The 14526-nt window shown below is 60.1% G+C and carries 14 protein-coding genes; 7 read left to right on the plus strand and 7 right to left on the minus strand.

The annotated features are described in order from the left end of the window. Positions 1–177 precede the first annotated feature (177 nt). From AC1RQG_RS17710 to AC1RQG_RS17725, 4 genes are read left to right on the plus strand one after another with little or no spacing between them, the layout of a single operon-like run. Positions 178–753, plus strand: coding sequence for a recombinase family protein (locus tag AC1RQG_RS17710; RefSeq protein WP_493133334.1), 576 nt, complete (start codon positions 178–180; stop codon positions 751–753). Positions 754–757: 4 nt separating this feature from the next. Then, positions 758–2392, plus strand: coding sequence for a transposase family protein (locus tag AC1RQG_RS17715; RefSeq protein ID WP_493133461.1), 1635 nt, complete (start codon positions 758–760; stop codon positions 2390–2392). Beyond that, positions 2382–3353, plus strand: coding sequence for an ExeA family protein (locus tag AC1RQG_RS17720; protein ID WP_493133335.1), 972 nt, complete (start codon positions 2382–2384; stop codon positions 3351–3353). The genes AC1RQG_RS17715 and AC1RQG_RS17720 overlap by 11 nt, the downstream gene beginning before the upstream one ends. Before the next feature lie 8 nt (positions 3354–3361). After that, positions 3362–4069: a hypothetical protein gene (locus AC1RQG_RS17725; RefSeq protein WP_493133336.1), complete on the plus strand. Its 708-nt coding sequence runs from the start codon at positions 3362–3364 to the stop codon at positions 4067–4069. Positions 4070–4271: 202 nt separating this feature from the next. Here AC1RQG_RS17725 and arsH read toward each other — a convergent pair whose 3' ends face one another. From arsH to AC1RQG_RS17755, 6 genes are all read right to left on the minus strand, one after another. After that, positions 4272–5006 carry an arsenical resistance protein ArsH gene (gene arsH / locus AC1RQG_RS17730; protein WP_493133462.1) on the minus strand — a complete coding sequence of 245 codons (735 nt, stop codon included), beginning with the start codon at positions 5004–5006 and terminating at the stop codon, positions 4272–4274. Next, a complete protein-coding gene (gene arsC / locus AC1RQG_RS17735) occupies positions 4981–5409 on the minus strand; it encodes an arsenate reductase (glutaredoxin) (RefSeq protein ID WP_493133337.1) in 429 nt (142 codons plus the stop codon). The genes arsH and arsC overlap by 26 nt, the downstream gene beginning before the upstream one ends. 13 nt (positions 5410–5422) lie before the next feature. Beyond that, positions 5423–6703 (minus strand): arsenic transporter, encoded by a 1281-nt coding sequence (locus AC1RQG_RS17740; RefSeq protein ID WP_493133338.1) that lies wholly within the window; start codon positions 6701–6703, stop codon positions 5423–5425. A 78-nt stretch (positions 6704–6781) separates the two neighbouring features. Further along, positions 6782–7261 (minus strand): arsenate reductase ArsC, encoded by a 480-nt coding sequence (locus tag AC1RQG_RS17745; protein WP_493133339.1) that lies wholly within the window; start codon positions 7259–7261, stop codon positions 6782–6784. 19 nt (positions 7262–7280) lie between these two features. After that, entirely contained in the window at positions 7281–7781 is a 501-nt protein-coding gene (locus AC1RQG_RS17750; RefSeq protein ID WP_493133340.1) for an arsenate reductase ArsC, read from the minus strand. 14 nt (positions 7782–7795) lie between these two features. Then, positions 7796–8125, minus strand: a complete 330-nt coding sequence (locus AC1RQG_RS17755; RefSeq protein WP_493133341.1) for an ArsR/SmtB family transcription factor — start codon at positions 8123–8125, stop codon at positions 7796–7798. A gap of 112 nt (positions 8126–8237) precedes the next feature. Between AC1RQG_RS17755 and AC1RQG_RS17760 the strand changes: the two genes are divergently transcribed. Then, the gene (locus tag AC1RQG_RS17760) at positions 8238–9443 is read left to right on the plus strand and encodes an MFS transporter (RefSeq protein WP_493133342.1); all 1206 of its coding nucleotides are present in this window, start codon (positions 8238–8240) and stop codon (positions 9441–9443) included. A gap of 306 nt (positions 9444–9749) precedes the next feature. Here the strand turns inward: AC1RQG_RS17760 and cadR are convergent, their stop codons facing one another. Then, positions 9750–10181: a Cd(II)/Pb(II)-responsive transcriptional regulator gene (cadR, locus tag AC1RQG_RS17765; RefSeq protein ID WP_493133343.1), complete on the minus strand. Its 432-nt coding sequence runs from the start codon at positions 10179–10181 to the stop codon at positions 9750–9752. A gap of 89 nt (positions 10182–10270) precedes the next feature. Here cadR and AC1RQG_RS17770 point away from each other — a divergent pair, with 89 nt between their 5' ends. After that, positions 10271–12493, plus strand: coding sequence for a heavy metal translocating P-type ATPase (locus AC1RQG_RS17770; RefSeq protein WP_493133344.1), 2223 nt, complete (start codon positions 10271–10273; stop codon positions 12491–12493). Positions 12494–12565: 72 nt separating this feature from the next. Beyond that, positions 12566–14485, plus strand: a complete 1920-nt coding sequence (locus AC1RQG_RS17775) for an FTR1 family protein (protein ID WP_493133345.1) — start codon at positions 12566–12568, stop codon at positions 14483–14485. The last annotated feature ends 41 nt before the right edge of the window (positions 14486–14526 follow it).

Genomic DNA, 14526 nt, shown 5'->3' on the forward strand with positions numbered 1-14526 from the left:
GCCGGGAAGTTTTCGCTCTCGCCGATGTAGTGTTATCGACTCCTGATAATTGGTGCAGTCGTCTTCTGAAAATGACACGGGCGGCGGGCATCTCAAGCACAACGACAATCCACAATCCCTTTCCAATATTCAAAGTCCAGCTATACTGAGTTTTCGTGATTTATTGGACAAGTCGCCATGCTGATCGGCTACGCCCGTGTATCGACCGACGACCAGAACCTGGACTTGCAGCGTGATGCGTTGCAGGCGGCCGGCTGCGAGCGCGTCTTCGAGGACATGGTGAGCGGTGCAAGGGCGGACCGTACCGGGCTGGGCACCCTCATGAGCATGCTGCGCGCCGGCGACACAGTGGTCATCTGGCGGCTGGATCGGCTGGGCCGGTCGCTCAAGAACCTGATCGAGCTGGTCGAGCGACTCGAAGCCGCCAAGGTCGGGCTGCGCAGCCTGCAAGAAAACATCGACACCACATCAAGCGGCGGCAAGCTGGTCTTTCACCTGTTCGGCGCACTAGCCGAGTTCGAGCGCAACCTGATCCGCGAGCGCACCCAGGCCGGGCTGGTCGCGGCGCGCGCGCGCGGTCGCATGGGCGGGCGGCCAAAGCGCCTCGATCCGGCCAAGCTCGAACTTGCCCTGAAACTGCACCGGGAGCGAAACCATACCGTTGAAGAAATCTGCAAGATGATGGGAATTTCCAAATCCACGCTCTACAACTATCTCGACAAGGCTGAAAGCGATGGCGGCCGGGTGGCGTAAGCAGATCCCGGCCGAATCGCTGCTGCAATTGCGGCAGCGGCTCGACCGTCTGCCGCACAAAAGTCCAGAACGTGCCGCCCAGGTGCGCGCCATGTCTGAGCTGTACGGCATCTCCACCACGTCGGTATATCGTGCGCTGAAGGACTTTCTGAAGCCTCGCGTGGTCCACCGCACCGATCACGGCAAGCCGCGCGTCCTGCCGAAATCGGAGCTGGAACGGTACTGCGAGCTGATCGCTGCCCTTAAGCTGCGCACCACCAACAAGCAGGGCCGGCACCTGTCTACCAAGCGCGCCATCGAGCTGCTGGAGGAATATGGCGTCGAGACGGTGCAGGGACTCGTGCGTGCGCCGAAAGCCGTACTGACGCGCAGCACGGTCAACCAGTACCTCACACTTTGGCACCTCGACCAGCCGCGCCTGCGCCGGCAGCCGCCAGCCGTGCGCTTCCAGGCCGAGCACAGCAACGACTGCTGGCAATTCGACATGTCGCCGTCCGACCTCAAACGGATCGACAAGCCGGACTGGATCGAACCTGGCAAGGGCGAACCGACGCTGATGCTGTACAGCGTCGTGGACGACCGCAGCGGCGTGCCATACCAGGAGTACCGCTGCGTCTATGGTGAGGATGCAGAATCGGCGCTGCGCTTCCTGTTCAACGCGATGGCAGCGAAGGCCGACCCCGAATATCCGTTCCAGGGTCGCCCGCTGATGATCTACCTGGACAACGGCCCTGTCGCCAAGAGCCGGGTATTCCAGAATGTGATGCACGCGCTGGGCATCGAATGGATGACGCACATCCCTGCTGGCAAGGACGGCGAGCGGGTCACAGCACGCTCCAAGGGCAAGGTCGAGCGGCCGTTCCGCACAGTGAAGGAAGCCCACGAGACGCTGTACCACTTCCACAAACCAGAAACCGAGCAGCAGGCCAACGAATGGCTGTTGCGCTACCTGATGCGCTACATTCGCCAAGATCACCGCTGCGAGCAGCATTCGCGCATCGAGGACTGGCTCGCCAACTTCCCGAGCGGTGGCATCCGGCAGATGTGCGCGTGGGAGCAGTACTGCCGCTTCGCCCGCGAGCCGGAACGGCGCCGGGTGGGTGTGGACGCACGCGTGTCAGTCGAGGGCACCAGCTACGAAGTCGAGCCGGACATGGCTGGCGAATACGTGCTGCTGCTGTGGGGGCTGTTCGACAACGAACTTTACGTCGAGTACGAAGGCGTGCGCACCGGACCATACTATCCGGTGGCCGGGCCGATCCCATTGAACCGCTACCGCGCCTTCAAGCGCGGCGCGGCCGACGCGCGCGCCGACCGTATCCGTACTCTGGCTGACCAGCTCAAGCTGCCCATCGAGGCGCTGGCCGGCAAGGAGCTGCACCTGGCTCCACTGAATCTACCAGGCGAATTACCAATCCAGCCCTTCGACGCCGAGGCGCACGAATTCCATTTTGCGAACGTCATCGCCGCCAAGCTCGCGATTGCGGACGAGCTGGCCACGCCGCTGGCTAAGCTGTCGCAGGAGGATCGCGCCGTCATCGACCAGCTGCTGAGCGAGACGCTGACACGCAGCGTTGTGCTCGCGCGCATACGAGATTATTTCCGAAACAAGAAGACTGGAGAGGACCATGCGAGTTGAAGTGATGCAGTACTACGGGTTGACACAGCCGCTCAGCCAGGCCGGCTACTACGAGACCGACCACCACAAGCAGCTAATCAAGGACATCAAGGGCGCGATCCTTGAGGGGCGGCTGATCGCGCTCTGCGGAGTTGTCGGCAGCGGCAAGACGGTCACGCTGCGCCGGCTTCAGCAGATTTTGAAAGACGAGAACCGCGTGGCCGTCGCCAAGTCGCTGTCCGTGGAAAAGCACAGCATCAAGCTGGCTACCTTGATCTCCACACTCTACTACGACCTGTCGCAGGACAAGCAGGTGCAAATTCCCAAGCAGAGCGAGAAGCGCGAACGCGAATTGCAGGAAATCGTCAAAAAGGGAAAACGCCCGGTTGCGTTGTTCGTCGATGAAGCGCATGACCTGAACGGCCACACCCTCATCGGCCTCAAGCGCCTGATGGAAGTGGTCGAGGACGCGGGCGGGCGGCTGTCGGTGATCCTGGCCGGCCATCCGAAGCTGCGCAACGACCTGCGCCGCCCGACCATGGAAGAAATCGGCTACCGCACCGACATCTTCACGCTCGATGGCATCGCCGGCAGTCAGCGCGAGTACATCCTCTGGCTGCTTGGTGCCAGCTCGGCCCCGAACACCGACCCCGAGTCGATCCTGAACAACGAGGCAATCGATATCCTGTCCACCAAACTGCGCACGCCGCTGCAAGTCCAGCTGCACTTGACCCTTGCGCTGGAAGCGGGCTACCAGACCGGCGAGAAGCCCGTCACGGCCGCGCTGGTCGAAACCGTGCTGTCACGCCAACTTGACGATCTGGAGCCGACCCTGACCCGCAACGGGTACAGGCTGAAGGACATGGTCGAACAGTTCGACGCCAAGCCTGCGGAAATTCGCGCGTTGTTCAACAACAAACTCGAACCGGCGCGCACTGCGGAGCTGCGCGATCGCATGCTTGCCGCTGGCCTTCCTATCTGATTCTGCCCATGAAATTTAAACAATTCACCGTCGCGTCCTGCTTTTCGTCCTTCATGCTGCCGCACGTCCTGTTCGTGGAAGAACTCGAAGCGCGGAAGAAGGCGGTCCTGAGCTGCTGCCTGGCGTGGAACATCAGTCTGTTCCCTAGCGCCGAGCAGGAGGACCACATCGAACGGATTTGGCAAATGGTCGAGGCCGACAACCAGGAGGCACCGCCTCCCGGTCTGGAACAGGGATTCAAGCTGGACCTGCGCATGCTGGTCGCACAGAAACAGGAGCTGTTCCCGTGGACGCATACGAATATCCCAAAGGCGGATTTGATCGGAGCGGGAGTCCACCACGATGTATTGAGGATCGCCACTGGCACCGGCACGGCCGAGGAAATCGAAATCCTTGCCTGGCCAAATCCGACCGGATTGCCGCTCATCATCGAGCACCTGCGGAACATTCAGAGCGACACGGCCGCCCAGTTCGGCCTGCTGGAGCAGGCCAGCCGCACTCCCGGAGCATTCACCGACATCGAGGCAACCCAGATGACAACAGCGTATTGCGTGCAGCGGGCCGATCTGGTCGCCTACCAGCGCATCCTGACGGTCTGGCGCGACACCCAGCCGGCGGCGAGCGTTAAGCGTGTCATCGGCCACTGGCTGGGTGTGCTGGCCGAAATCGAGGCCGATACCAAGGCGGTGTTGAACATCCTGGTCAGTTGCAGATAATCCTGGTTCGCCGTTATGGAATGCAGGTCTGCGCGGATAAATGCAGGTTCATTTGCAGCAAATGCTGGTTTGAGGGGGGCGTCAGTTGCAGTTATTCCTGGCCGAAAATCGGCTGGAATGCTGGTCGGCCCCGTTTCAAATGCAGGTCATTACATGTAGCAGGCTCTGATTGCCTTTACGACGCTGTCATCGGACCGTCCGGTTATATCTTTTTGATCGCTTGATTGATCGCCTTCATCTGCCGCTCATTGCGCTCGCTATAGCGGTCAGTGAGATAGTCCGTGCGGCCGCGTAGCAGCAATGTCATCTTGAATAACTCCTCCATGACGTCCACCACGCGGTCGTAGTAACCTGACTGGCGCATACGACCGGCATCGTCAAATTCCTTGTAAGCCATCGGCACTGACGACTGGTTTGGGATCGTGAACATCCTCATCCACCGCCCCAGCAGGCGTAAGGTATTGACCACGTTGAAGGACTGCGACCCGCCGCAGACCTGCATCACGGCCAGCGTGCGGCCCTGACTTGGGCGGATTGCGCCCATTTCTAGCGGGATCCAGTCGATCTGGTTTTTCATCACGGCTGTGATGGCGCCATGGCGTTCAGGGCTGCACCACACTTGGCCCTCGGACCACAAGCACAGCTCGCGCAGTTCAATAACTTTTGGATGATCCTCTGGCACGCTGCCGGCCATTGGAAGCTCCATCGGGTCGAATATCTTCACCTCTGCGCCGAAGTGTTCCAGGATGCGTGCCGCCTCCTCGGTCAGGAAGCGGCTGAACGAATGCTCACGCAGCGACCCGTAGAGCATCAGAATGCGTGGCGGATGGTCCATTTCGCCGACTTGGGCGAGCTTGTCCATGCTCGGCAGGTCAAGCTGCTCGGGATTGATATTGGGCAGGTCCACAATCTTATCCACGCTTGACGCGCTCCCCATTTTCGTCAATCACACGCTCGCCGTCCTCTTTGGCGAAAGCGCCGCGTTGCGGCTGCGGCAGAATATCGAGCACCAGCTCCGACGGCCGGCACAGCCGCACGCCCAATGGCGTTACGACGAATGGCCGGTTGATCAGGATAGGATGGGCGACCATCGCATTGAGCAATGCCTGGTTGGTGACGGAAGGGGAATCTAAACCCAGTTCGACAAACGGCGTGCCTTTTTGGCGAACGACTGAATAGATGGTCAGTTCAGCTTTCACAATCAGGTCGATCAGCGTAGCCCCGTCAGGCGGGTGTTTCAGGTATTCGATAATGACCGGCTCGATCCCGGCGTTGCGGATCAGGCCCAGCGTATTGCGTGACGTGGCGCAGTCGGGGTTGTGGTAGATGGTAACGGTCATAAAAATCTCTCCATTAAGCAAGCCGCACGGCGAGCGCAGCCAGGGTGATCAACAGCACCGGCAAAGTCAACACAATGCCGACGCGGAAATAGTAGCCCCACGAGATTTGAATGTCCTTGCTCGACAGGACGTGCAGCCAGAGCAGCGTGGCCAGGCTGCCGATCGGTGTGATTTTCGGGCCGAGATCGCTGCCGATGACGTTGGCGTAAATCATCGCCTCGCGCACCACCCCTTGCGACGTCGTGGCATCGATCGACAGCGCCCCGATCAATACGGTTGGCATGTTATTCATGATGGAGGAAAGGATCGCGGTGATGAAGCCGGTGCCGAGTGCGGCGCCCCATACGCCATAGCTCGCGCACTCGTTGAGCACGCCTGTCAAGTAGTCCGTGAGGCCCGCATTGCGCAATCCGTAGACGACCAGGTACATGCCCAGCGAGAAGACCACGACCTGCCAGGGCGCGTTGCCCAGCACCTCGCGCGTCGATATCTTGTGGCCGCGCGCGGCCACCACCAACAGCAACAAAGCGCCCACCGCCGCGACGGCGCTGATGGGCACGCCCAAATGCTCCAGCCAGAAGAAACCTACCAGCAGCAGGCCCAACACCCACCAGCCGGTGATGAACGTGGCGCGGTCATGGATCGCTTCTGCCGGCGCTTTCAATTGCGCCAGGTCGTAATTGGCTGGGATGTCCTTGCGGAAGAACCACATCAAAGCGGCCAACGTCGCCGCCACGGCGACCAGGTCGACCGGCACCATGACGGCGGCGTAGCGTGCAAAGCCAATGTTGAAATAGTCGGCCGACACGATGTTGACCAGGTTCGACACCACCAACGGCAGGCTGGACGTGTCGGCGATGAAGCCTGCGGCCATCACGAAGGCTAGAGTCGCCTTGGCCGAGAAGCGCAGCGCTCGCAGCATGGCTATGACGATAGGTGTCAGGATCAGCGCCGCGCCGTCGTTGGCGAACAGCGCGGCCACCGCCGCACCCAGCAGGACCAGCAGCACGAACAGGCGCCTGCCGCTTCCTCTACCCCAGCGCGCCACGTGCAATGCCGCCCACTCGAAGAAGCCGGCCTTGTCCAGTAGCAGGCTGATGATGATGACCGCCACAAAGGTGCCGGTCGCGTTCCAGACGATATGCCAGACCACCGGGATGTCTGCGGTGTGGATCACGCCGGCCAGCAGCGCAACGATGGCGCCAGCGGAAGCGCTCCAGCCTATGCCTAGGCCGCGCGGCTGCCAGATGACGAGGATCAAGGTGGCGAGGAAGATCAGAAATGCGATAAGCACGGCTAGTCCTTGTAGGTGATGTCAACAGAAAAGGGAAAATTCCGGCCTTTGGAGCCGGTCGAGAGCTAGATACCCGGCTCAGGCCAGGATGGTGCCGATCTTGTCGAGTTCGACCTTCAGTTTGGCTTTGTCGTTGGTCAGCTCGGCCAGTGGGAGCGCCAAGAACGCTTCGATGCGCGCGCGAATAATCTGGTAGGTCTGCTCAAACGCGGTATTGATCTCCTCCTCCGTACCCACCACGTGGCCCGGATCGTCGACGCCCCAGTGGGTACGCAGCACTGGGCCCAGATAGGCCGGGCAGGTTTCGCCGGCCGCGCTGCTACAGACCGTTACCACGATGTCCGGTGTCACCGGCAGGTCATCCCACGATTTGCTGTAGTAGCCTTCGGTGGAAATCGCCTTGCTGTGCAACAGCGCCACGGCGCGTGGATGTAGCTTGCCGGCCGGCTGACTGCCGGCGCTAATCGCTTTCAGGCCGGCCGGCGCCAGGTGGTTGAAGGTGGCCTCGGAGAGAACGGAGCGGCAGGAGTTGCCGGTGCAGAGAAACAGGATATTCATAGTGAGTGTCAGGTAAAAATTAAACGGAGGTTTCGCCGATCGCCTGGATTTCGCGCTGGATGGCGTTTTTCTCCAGCATGTGCAGCGGCAGACTGACGAAAATATTCATGCGCGTCATGATTTGACGGAAGATGCGGTGGAAAGCGGCGCGCTTTTCTTCGTCGGTTCCGACAACTGCGGCCGGATCTTCGAACCCCCAGTGCGCCGACATCGGGTGACCAGGCCAATACGGGCAAGTTTCACCTGCCGCGTTGTCGCAAACTGTAAAGATGAAGTCCATATGCGGTGCGTCCGATGTACCGAACTCGTCCCAGCTCTTACTGCGCAGGTCAGTGACCGGATACCCGGTATTGGCCACCTGCTCGATGGCAAACGGATTGACAGTTCCGCCAGGGTGGCTACCGGCCGAGAACCCCTTGAAGCGGCCCTTACCCATCGTCGTCACCAGGGCCTCAGCCATGATGCTGCGCGCCGAGTTGCCGGTGCAGAGGAACAGTACGTTGTAGACTTTTTCTTGCATGGGAATTCTCCAGTTCAGGTAGAGGTGGGTTTGGTGTCGCAGCCAGCAGGACCGCAAGGAATTCCGCCGCAGCAGTTTTCAGTCAGGTAGCCGATAAGGCCGTTCATGACCACGACGTCGGCCGCATAGATCACGAACCGGCCCTCGCTGCGCGAAGTGATCAGCCTAGCGTGCGTCAGCTCCTTTAAGTGGAACGACAGCGAGGACGGCGCGATATCGAGCTGCTCGGCGATCTTGGTGGCGGCCATACCGTCGGGGCCGATTTGCACCAGCAGCCGGAAAATTGCCAGACGGCTTTCCTGCGCGATGGCCGCCAGCGCGGCTAAAACTTCCTTGGTGTCCATGGTCATACTTTCACAATTCAATAAGCGTTGAACTATAATATCGCATAAGCTACGACAATTCAAAGAATATCGAAGTATCTTGACAGCTTGATGACATTGGAAGGAACACCGCATGCATCGCCCTTGGCAAACCGTCGGCATCCTCGCCTTCACCCAAATCGCCACTTGGGGATCGCTCTACTATGCGTTCAGCATCTTGGCGCCAAGCATCGCGTCCGATCTAATGTTGCGACCGGAGTTGGTGTACGGCGCTTTCTCTTGGAGCCTGTTGGTGGGCGGACTGGTCGCGACGCCCACCGGAATGCTGCTGGACCGCTTTGGCGGGCAATGGGTCATGGCGACAGGCTCTGTGGTTTGTGGCGCCGGGCTTATTTGCCTAGGCCACGCCACCGGGACGCTATCTTATTTCGGAGCCTGGACCATGCTCGGCGTGGCCATGTCGCTCACTCTCTACGAAGCGGCGTTCGCCACGATCAACCGGAAATTTGATCAGAACAGCCGTCAGGCGATATCGACGCTGACTTTGTTTGCCGGATTTGCCAGCACGGTGTTCTGGCCCCTGACGCTGAAATTGAGCACGGTCATCGGCTGGCGCGACACCTATCTCTGGTTCGGGATCGTACAGCTGCTGCTGTGCCTGCCTCTGCACCTGATGCTGGGCCGTGACGCGGTGGTCGCACATGGGCCGCATGCGGCGCCTGAGCACAGCCATACATTGGCCGAGGCACTACGCCATCCCGCGTTCTGGAAACTGGCCATGGCGTTTTCCGCGAACATGTTCATCTTTTCAGCGTTGTCCGTGCATTTGATTCCGCTGTTGAAGGATTTTGGTCACACCGCTGCGCTTGCGGTGCTGATGTCGACGCTAATCGGTCCCATGCAGGTGGCTGGACGCATCTGCGAAAGAACCTTTGCCAGGAACGCGGCGCCGCAGACGGTAGGGAAATTTACCTTTGCCGCGCTGCCTGCCGCCATCCTGGTGCTGCTGCTGTTCGGCGGCCAGGCCTGGTCTGTGGCGGCATTCTGCATCCTGTACGGACTCAGCAACGGCATCCTGACCATCGTGCGCGGCACCATTCCCCAAGCGATGTTCGGACGCAAAAACTACGGGGCCATCTCAGGTGCGATGGCTGGGCCTTCACTTCTCGCGAAGGCGGCCGGCCCTTTGGTGGCGGCTGCTATTCTGCGCGCCTATCCAAGTCCGGCTGTTTTGCTGCTTATCCTGCTATGCATGTCATTGATCTCCCTGGTATTTTATTTGAGCGCGGTCAAAATCGGCGGAAAGGCAACTGAGCAATTTAGCCGCGTAGAGCGGTAGAGCCATCGATTTCCAAGCGGCCAGTCATGCTGACCGGTGGCCCATTGCAATTACGCCCGCTCCGGCGAGCGCCAGACCGACGCCGAGATAATCGTTCCACGTCGGAGCGACCCCATCCACAAAATAAAGCCATCCTATTTGAGGGTCGGCCGGGATTCGTGTAAAAAAACTCAAATCCTGCTATAAGTAATTGATTTTAAATAAATAAGCTTGCCGTATGATGTCGCGCTTTCCCGCTCCGCAGTCACCTTCAATGATCGCAAGCCAGCAACGCACCGTGTCGTTTCAATTCATGGTTTGAAGTTGCTATTCCACACACCCTTCCGCTTGGCACATTCCCGTCGATAGCTCCTGCAAAATGCCGCAGTCGCGCGCCGCACTACCTGTTCGGCAACGGCCTCGCAGTACACTCAATTGGCCTTGCAAAGCATTGAGTTCAGCAATGCGATGCGCCACTTGCACAATGCGCTGATCAAGCAACTGATTGACTTCCTGGCAGCTTTCGCCCGGGGCATCACGCAGATTCAGCAATAGCCTCACATCGTTGAGCGGCATATCCAGAGATCGACAATGGCGGATAAACTGCAGCCGTTCGACGTGGGCCGTTTCATATAGCCGGTAGTTCCCTGCATTGCGCGCCGGCGCCGGCAAGAGCCCTTCCTGTTCATAGAAACGGATAGTCTCCACCTGACAGCCTGTCGCCTTCGAAAGTTGTCCTATCTTCAATGTTTGCTGCATAAGTTGCTCCTGAACTCAATTGAATGCTTGACTCTATAGTGACTATAGGGTGTTTAATGCGAATGATAATACGAATCAAGGACTGACTTATGGAATGCTGCAATAACAACGGATGTTCCGGTACAACCGCTACGCCATCTGTCGGCCCTCCCGCAGTTGGCGATGGGATTGAGCAAGCTCTGTTCCTGATTAAGAATATGGACTGCCCAACCGAGGAAAAGCTGATCCGAGACCATTTGGAGAAAATGCCTGGAGTTACGGAGCTGCAATTTAATTTGATGCTGCGCGAACTAACAGTACGCCATCGTCTCCCAGCTGTGGCACCGATTGCCGAAGCACTTACGTCGCTGGGCATGGAAGCTGTGGTCAAAGCCGACACGTTGAGCTCCGCCGCGCCCGGGCAGGTCTCCGAGTTGGCGCAGGACACGGGACTATCCGGCAGCGCATGGGCAATGCTCTGTGTCTCGGGAGCTGCTGCTGTTGGGGCCGAGATGCTTGCGTGGTATACCGGCCATGAGCAATCATGGGCGGTGGTGGCGCTAGCCGTTATCGCTATCCTCTCCGGCGGCTTGGGCACGCTGAAAAAGGGATGGATCGCGTTGCGGCACCTATCGCTCAACATGAACTTCCTAATGTCGCTGGCGGTGGTTGGTGCGGCGGTGATCGGCCAATGGCCCGAGGCCGCGATGGTGATATTTCTCTTCACGGTGGCAGAGCTGATCGAGGCAAAGTCCCTCGATCACGCCCGCAACGCCGTTGGCGCGCTGATGGCGATGTCGCCTGATACGGCACTGGTGAATGCAGGCGCCGACGGATGGCGCGAGACGCCGGCAAGTGAGGTTCAGGTTGGAACTATCGTCCGTGTTGCACCAGGTGCGCGGGTGCCGCTGGACGGTATCGTCACGACTGGACAGAGTACGATCAATCAGGCACCCATCACTGGTGAAAGTCTGCCAGTGACTAAGGCGACGGGTGACGCCGTCTATGCCGGCACCATCAATGAGCGCGGCGAGATTGAGTTCCGCGTCACCGCCACACAAAAAGGCTCGACCCTGTCGCGGATTGTCGATAGCGTGCAGCAGGCGCAAGGTGAACGCGCGCCAACGCAACGCTTCGTCGACCAGTTCGCGCAGTATTACATCCCCGCCGTGGTGTTGTTGGCCGTGCTCGTTGCGGTGCTTCCGCCGTTGCTGACGCAAGCGGCCGAAGGTCCGTGGCTGTACAAAGCGCTGGTGCTCCTGGTGATCGCATGTCCGTGTGCACTGGTCATCTCCACGCCGGTTACGGTGGTGAGCGGCTTGGCTGCCGCCGCTCGGAGAGGCATTCTCATCAAGGGAGGTGTCTACTTGGAGCAAGGCCGGTTGCTGCGTGCGATCGCGCTGGACAAAACCGGTACGGTTACGTTAGGCAAGCCCGCTGTCACCGACGCGGTCCCATTCGCCGGGGCTGAACTGCACACTACGCTGCTTCATGCCGCCAGCCTGGCCGCGCGTTCCGATCACCCTGTATCGGGGGCGATCAGCGCCTACTGGGAATCGCAGATGCCAGGCGAGACGCTTGCCGAAGTGGGCGCCTTCCGCGCACTTAACGGCCTTGGGGTGCGCGGTGTCGTCGATGGCCGCGAGCTGCATATGGGTAGCTTGCGTCTGGTCAAGGAGCTCGGCTGCTCCGACCAAGCGATCGAGGCGCTGGTCGAACCGCTGGAACGTGATGGTAAAAGCGTGGTGTTGCTGGTCGACGGGAGCACACCGCTGCTGATGCTGGCGGTGGCCGATATAGTCAGGCCGACAACCGCGCAAGCCATCGCAGATCTCGCGGCGCTGGGCGTCGAAGTCGTCATGCTGAGCGGAGACAACGCCCACACGGCACGCGCGATTGGCCTCCAGGTGGGCATCGCCGACTCGCGCGGCGGATTGCTTCCTGAAGACAAATTGGGTGCCGTGGCCGACCTGGTAGCCAAGTTCGGCCACGTCGGCATGGTGGGAGACGGCGTCAACGACGCCCCGGCGCTGGCCAAGGCCGACATCGGCTTCGCGATGGGCGCCATGGGCACCGACACCGCGCTCGAGACAGCGGACGTTGCACTGATGGACGACGACTTGCGGAAAATACCGGAATTCATCCGTCTGAGCGGTAAGGCTCACGCGATCCTGATGCAGAACATCGTTCTGGCCTTGGCGATCAAGGCCATCTTCCTGGTTATGGCCCTGCGCGGCGAAGCGACATTGTGGATGGCCGTGTTCGCTGACATGGGCGCCAGTCTGTTGGTCGTCATGAACGGGCTGCGCCTGCTACGCGGGACTCGAAACTGAGATATCCCGGTAGGCGGTTTTTTGTCTTTTACTTCCTTGGTGGCCTTTGACACCTCTACTTCTGGAACAATTATGCAAGTGATCCGAGTGCTTTTAGTATGGTTTTGTCTGGTGTCGTCGGCGACGACGCTCCACGCGGAGCAGTTATCGACCGTCGAAAAGACCAAACAGATCTGGCAGCTGCTGGATTATCTCGCTGTGGACTACGCGAAATCGGTGAAAGAAGGCACCGTCGCCAGCCAGAGCGAATATGCAGAAATGCAGGAATTCGCGCACGCCGCGCGCCAACAGCTGGCCGTGCTACCTACCACACCGCAGCAGGTCGCGCTGCTGTCCGATGCTGACGCCTTGCGTCAGTCGATCGCGCAGAAGGCGCCGGCGGACCAGGTAGGCGATCAGGCGCACCGCCTGGCTGCGGCACTGCTGGTGGCCTACCCGGTACCAATATCGCCATTGAAGACCCCGGATCTGCGTCAGGGCGCCGCACTGTACCAAAGTAATTGCGCTGCCTGTCACGGGACGTCAGGTCATGCGGACGGTCCTCTGGCCGCGTCGCTCAATCCACCACCTATCGCGCTGGCTGATCACGCGCGTGCGCGTGAGCGAAGTGTCTTCGCCCTACAGCAGATCGTCACGCGCGGCGTGGAAGGCACCTCGATGGCGAGTTTTGCAAAGTTGACCGAGGACGAGCGTTGGGCCGTGGCCTACTTCGCTTCGACGCTGTCGTATTCCGACGCGGACCGTCAGGCAGGCGCTAAGCTTTGGTCCGAACGCCCGGAGTTGCATGCGGCCTTGCCGACGCTGGCCAAGCTGAGCGAAACGTCCGAGAGCGCCTTGGCCAAGGCCGTCGACGCGGACGCCGCGCGCGGCTTGACCGCTTATCTGCGCAGCGCGCCAGCGACGCTGGCGCAGTCGAACGCGGACACCTTGCCTATCGCCATGTCCAAGCTCAAAGCCAGTGTGGCCGCACTGGAGGCCGGCGACATGGCGACCGCTGCGCGTCTAGGCTTGTCGGCTTATCTGGACGGCTTCGAACCGGTGGAGCCAGCGCTGGCGGCCAAGAACAATGCGCTCTTTTCGGAGATCGAAAAAACGATGGGGGACTATCGCCATGCCGTCTCCACCAACAATCTGGCGCTGGCCCGTGCCACCGCGACGCGTTTGCAAGGATTGCTATCCGATGCGCAAGGGGCGCTCGATTCCTCCAATGATCCGCTGTCGACGTTCATCGGCGCCTTGACCATTTTGCTGCGAGAAGGCGTAGAGGCGCTGCTGGTGGTCGTCGCCATGCTGGCGTTCCTGAAAAAAGCCGGCCGTCAGGATGTGCTGCCCTACGTGCACGCCGGGTGGATCGCTGCACTGGCGGGCGGCGCCCTGACGTGGGCGGTCGCCACGTATCTCGTCGATCTGAGCGGCGCGAGCCGTGAGATGACCGAGGGGTTTTCCGCGATTTTTGCCGCAGTGGTGCTGCTGGCCGTGGGCATCTGGATGCACCAGAAGAGTCTCGCAGGGCGCTGGCAGGCATATGTGAAGGACAAGCTCTCATCGGCGCTCAACAAGCGCTCGGCCGCGATGTTGTTCTTACTGTCGTTCGTTACCGTCTACCGCGAAGTGTTTGAAACGGTGCTGTTCTATGTCGCGCTGTGGACCGAGCATAATGGCGTATATCTGCTCGCTGGTCTTGGCACGGGCATCGTCATTCTGGCCGTGATCGCCGTCTTGTTGTTGCGCTCCAGCGCCAGATTGCCTATCAGTCAGTTCTTTGCCTACAGCTCCGCACTGGTGGCCGTACTGGCGGTGGTCCTCGCTGGCAAGGGGGTGGCCGCCTTGCAAAAAGTGGGATTCCTGGATATGACGCCAGTCGCCATTCCCCGCGTCGAGGTGCTGGGTATCTACCCGACCGCGCAAACGCTGGCAGCACAGGTGCTAATCCTCGCTGTCATCGCCGTCAGTATCCGCTATAACCTGCGAAGCCAGACTCGAAGGGGTTGATCGTGTTCCAGTCGAATAGCACTGGAACTGCAATCGTAGGT

It is taken from the genome of Rugamonas sp. GW822-FHT03B10 (assembly GCF_058801745.1).

What these genes read in the sequence shown, in the direction of transcription:
- AC1RQG_RS17710 (WP_493133334.1), top strand. Translation starts at nt 178, where the DNA reads ATGCTGATCGGCTACGCCCGTGTATCGACCGACGACCAGAACCTGGAC.
- AC1RQG_RS17720 (WP_493133335.1), top strand. Translation starts at nt 2,382, where the DNA reads ATGCGAGTTGAAGTGATGCAGTACTACGGGTTGACACAGCCGCTCAGC.
- AC1RQG_RS17725 (WP_493133336.1), top strand. Translation starts at nt 3,362, where the DNA reads ATGAAATTTAAACAATTCACCGTCGCGTCCTGCTTTTCGTCCTTCATG.
- arsH (WP_493133462.1), bottom strand. Translation starts at nt 5,006, where the DNA reads ATGGGGAGCGCGTCAAGCGTGGATAAGATTGTGGACCTGCCCAATATC.
- arsC (WP_493133337.1), bottom strand. Translation starts at nt 5,409, where the DNA reads ATGACCGTTACCATCTACCACAACCCCGACTGCGCCACGTCACGCAAT.
- AC1RQG_RS17745 (WP_493133339.1), bottom strand. Translation starts at nt 7,261, where the DNA reads ATGAATATCCTGTTTCTCTGCACCGGCAACTCCTGCCGCTCCGTTCTC.
- AC1RQG_RS17750 (WP_493133340.1), bottom strand. Translation starts at nt 7,781, where the DNA reads ATGCAAGAAAAAGTCTACAACGTACTGTTCCTCTGCACCGGCAACTCG.
- AC1RQG_RS17755 (WP_493133341.1), bottom strand. Translation starts at nt 8,125, where the DNA reads ATGGACACCAAGGAAGTTTTAGCCGCGCTGGCGGCCATCGCGCAGGAA.
- AC1RQG_RS17760 (WP_493133342.1), top strand. Translation starts at nt 8,238, where the DNA reads ATGCATCGCCCTTGGCAAACCGTCGGCATCCTCGCCTTCACCCAAATC.
- cadR (WP_493133343.1), bottom strand. Translation starts at nt 10,181, where the DNA reads ATGCAGCAAACATTGAAGATAGGACAACTTTCGAAGGCGACAGGCTGT.
- AC1RQG_RS17770 (WP_493133344.1), top strand. Translation starts at nt 10,271, where the DNA reads ATGGAATGCTGCAATAACAACGGATGTTCCGGTACAACCGCTACGCCA.
- AC1RQG_RS17775 (WP_493133345.1), top strand. Translation starts at nt 12,566, where the DNA reads ATGCAAGTGATCCGAGTGCTTTTAGTATGGTTTTGTCTGGTGTCGTCG.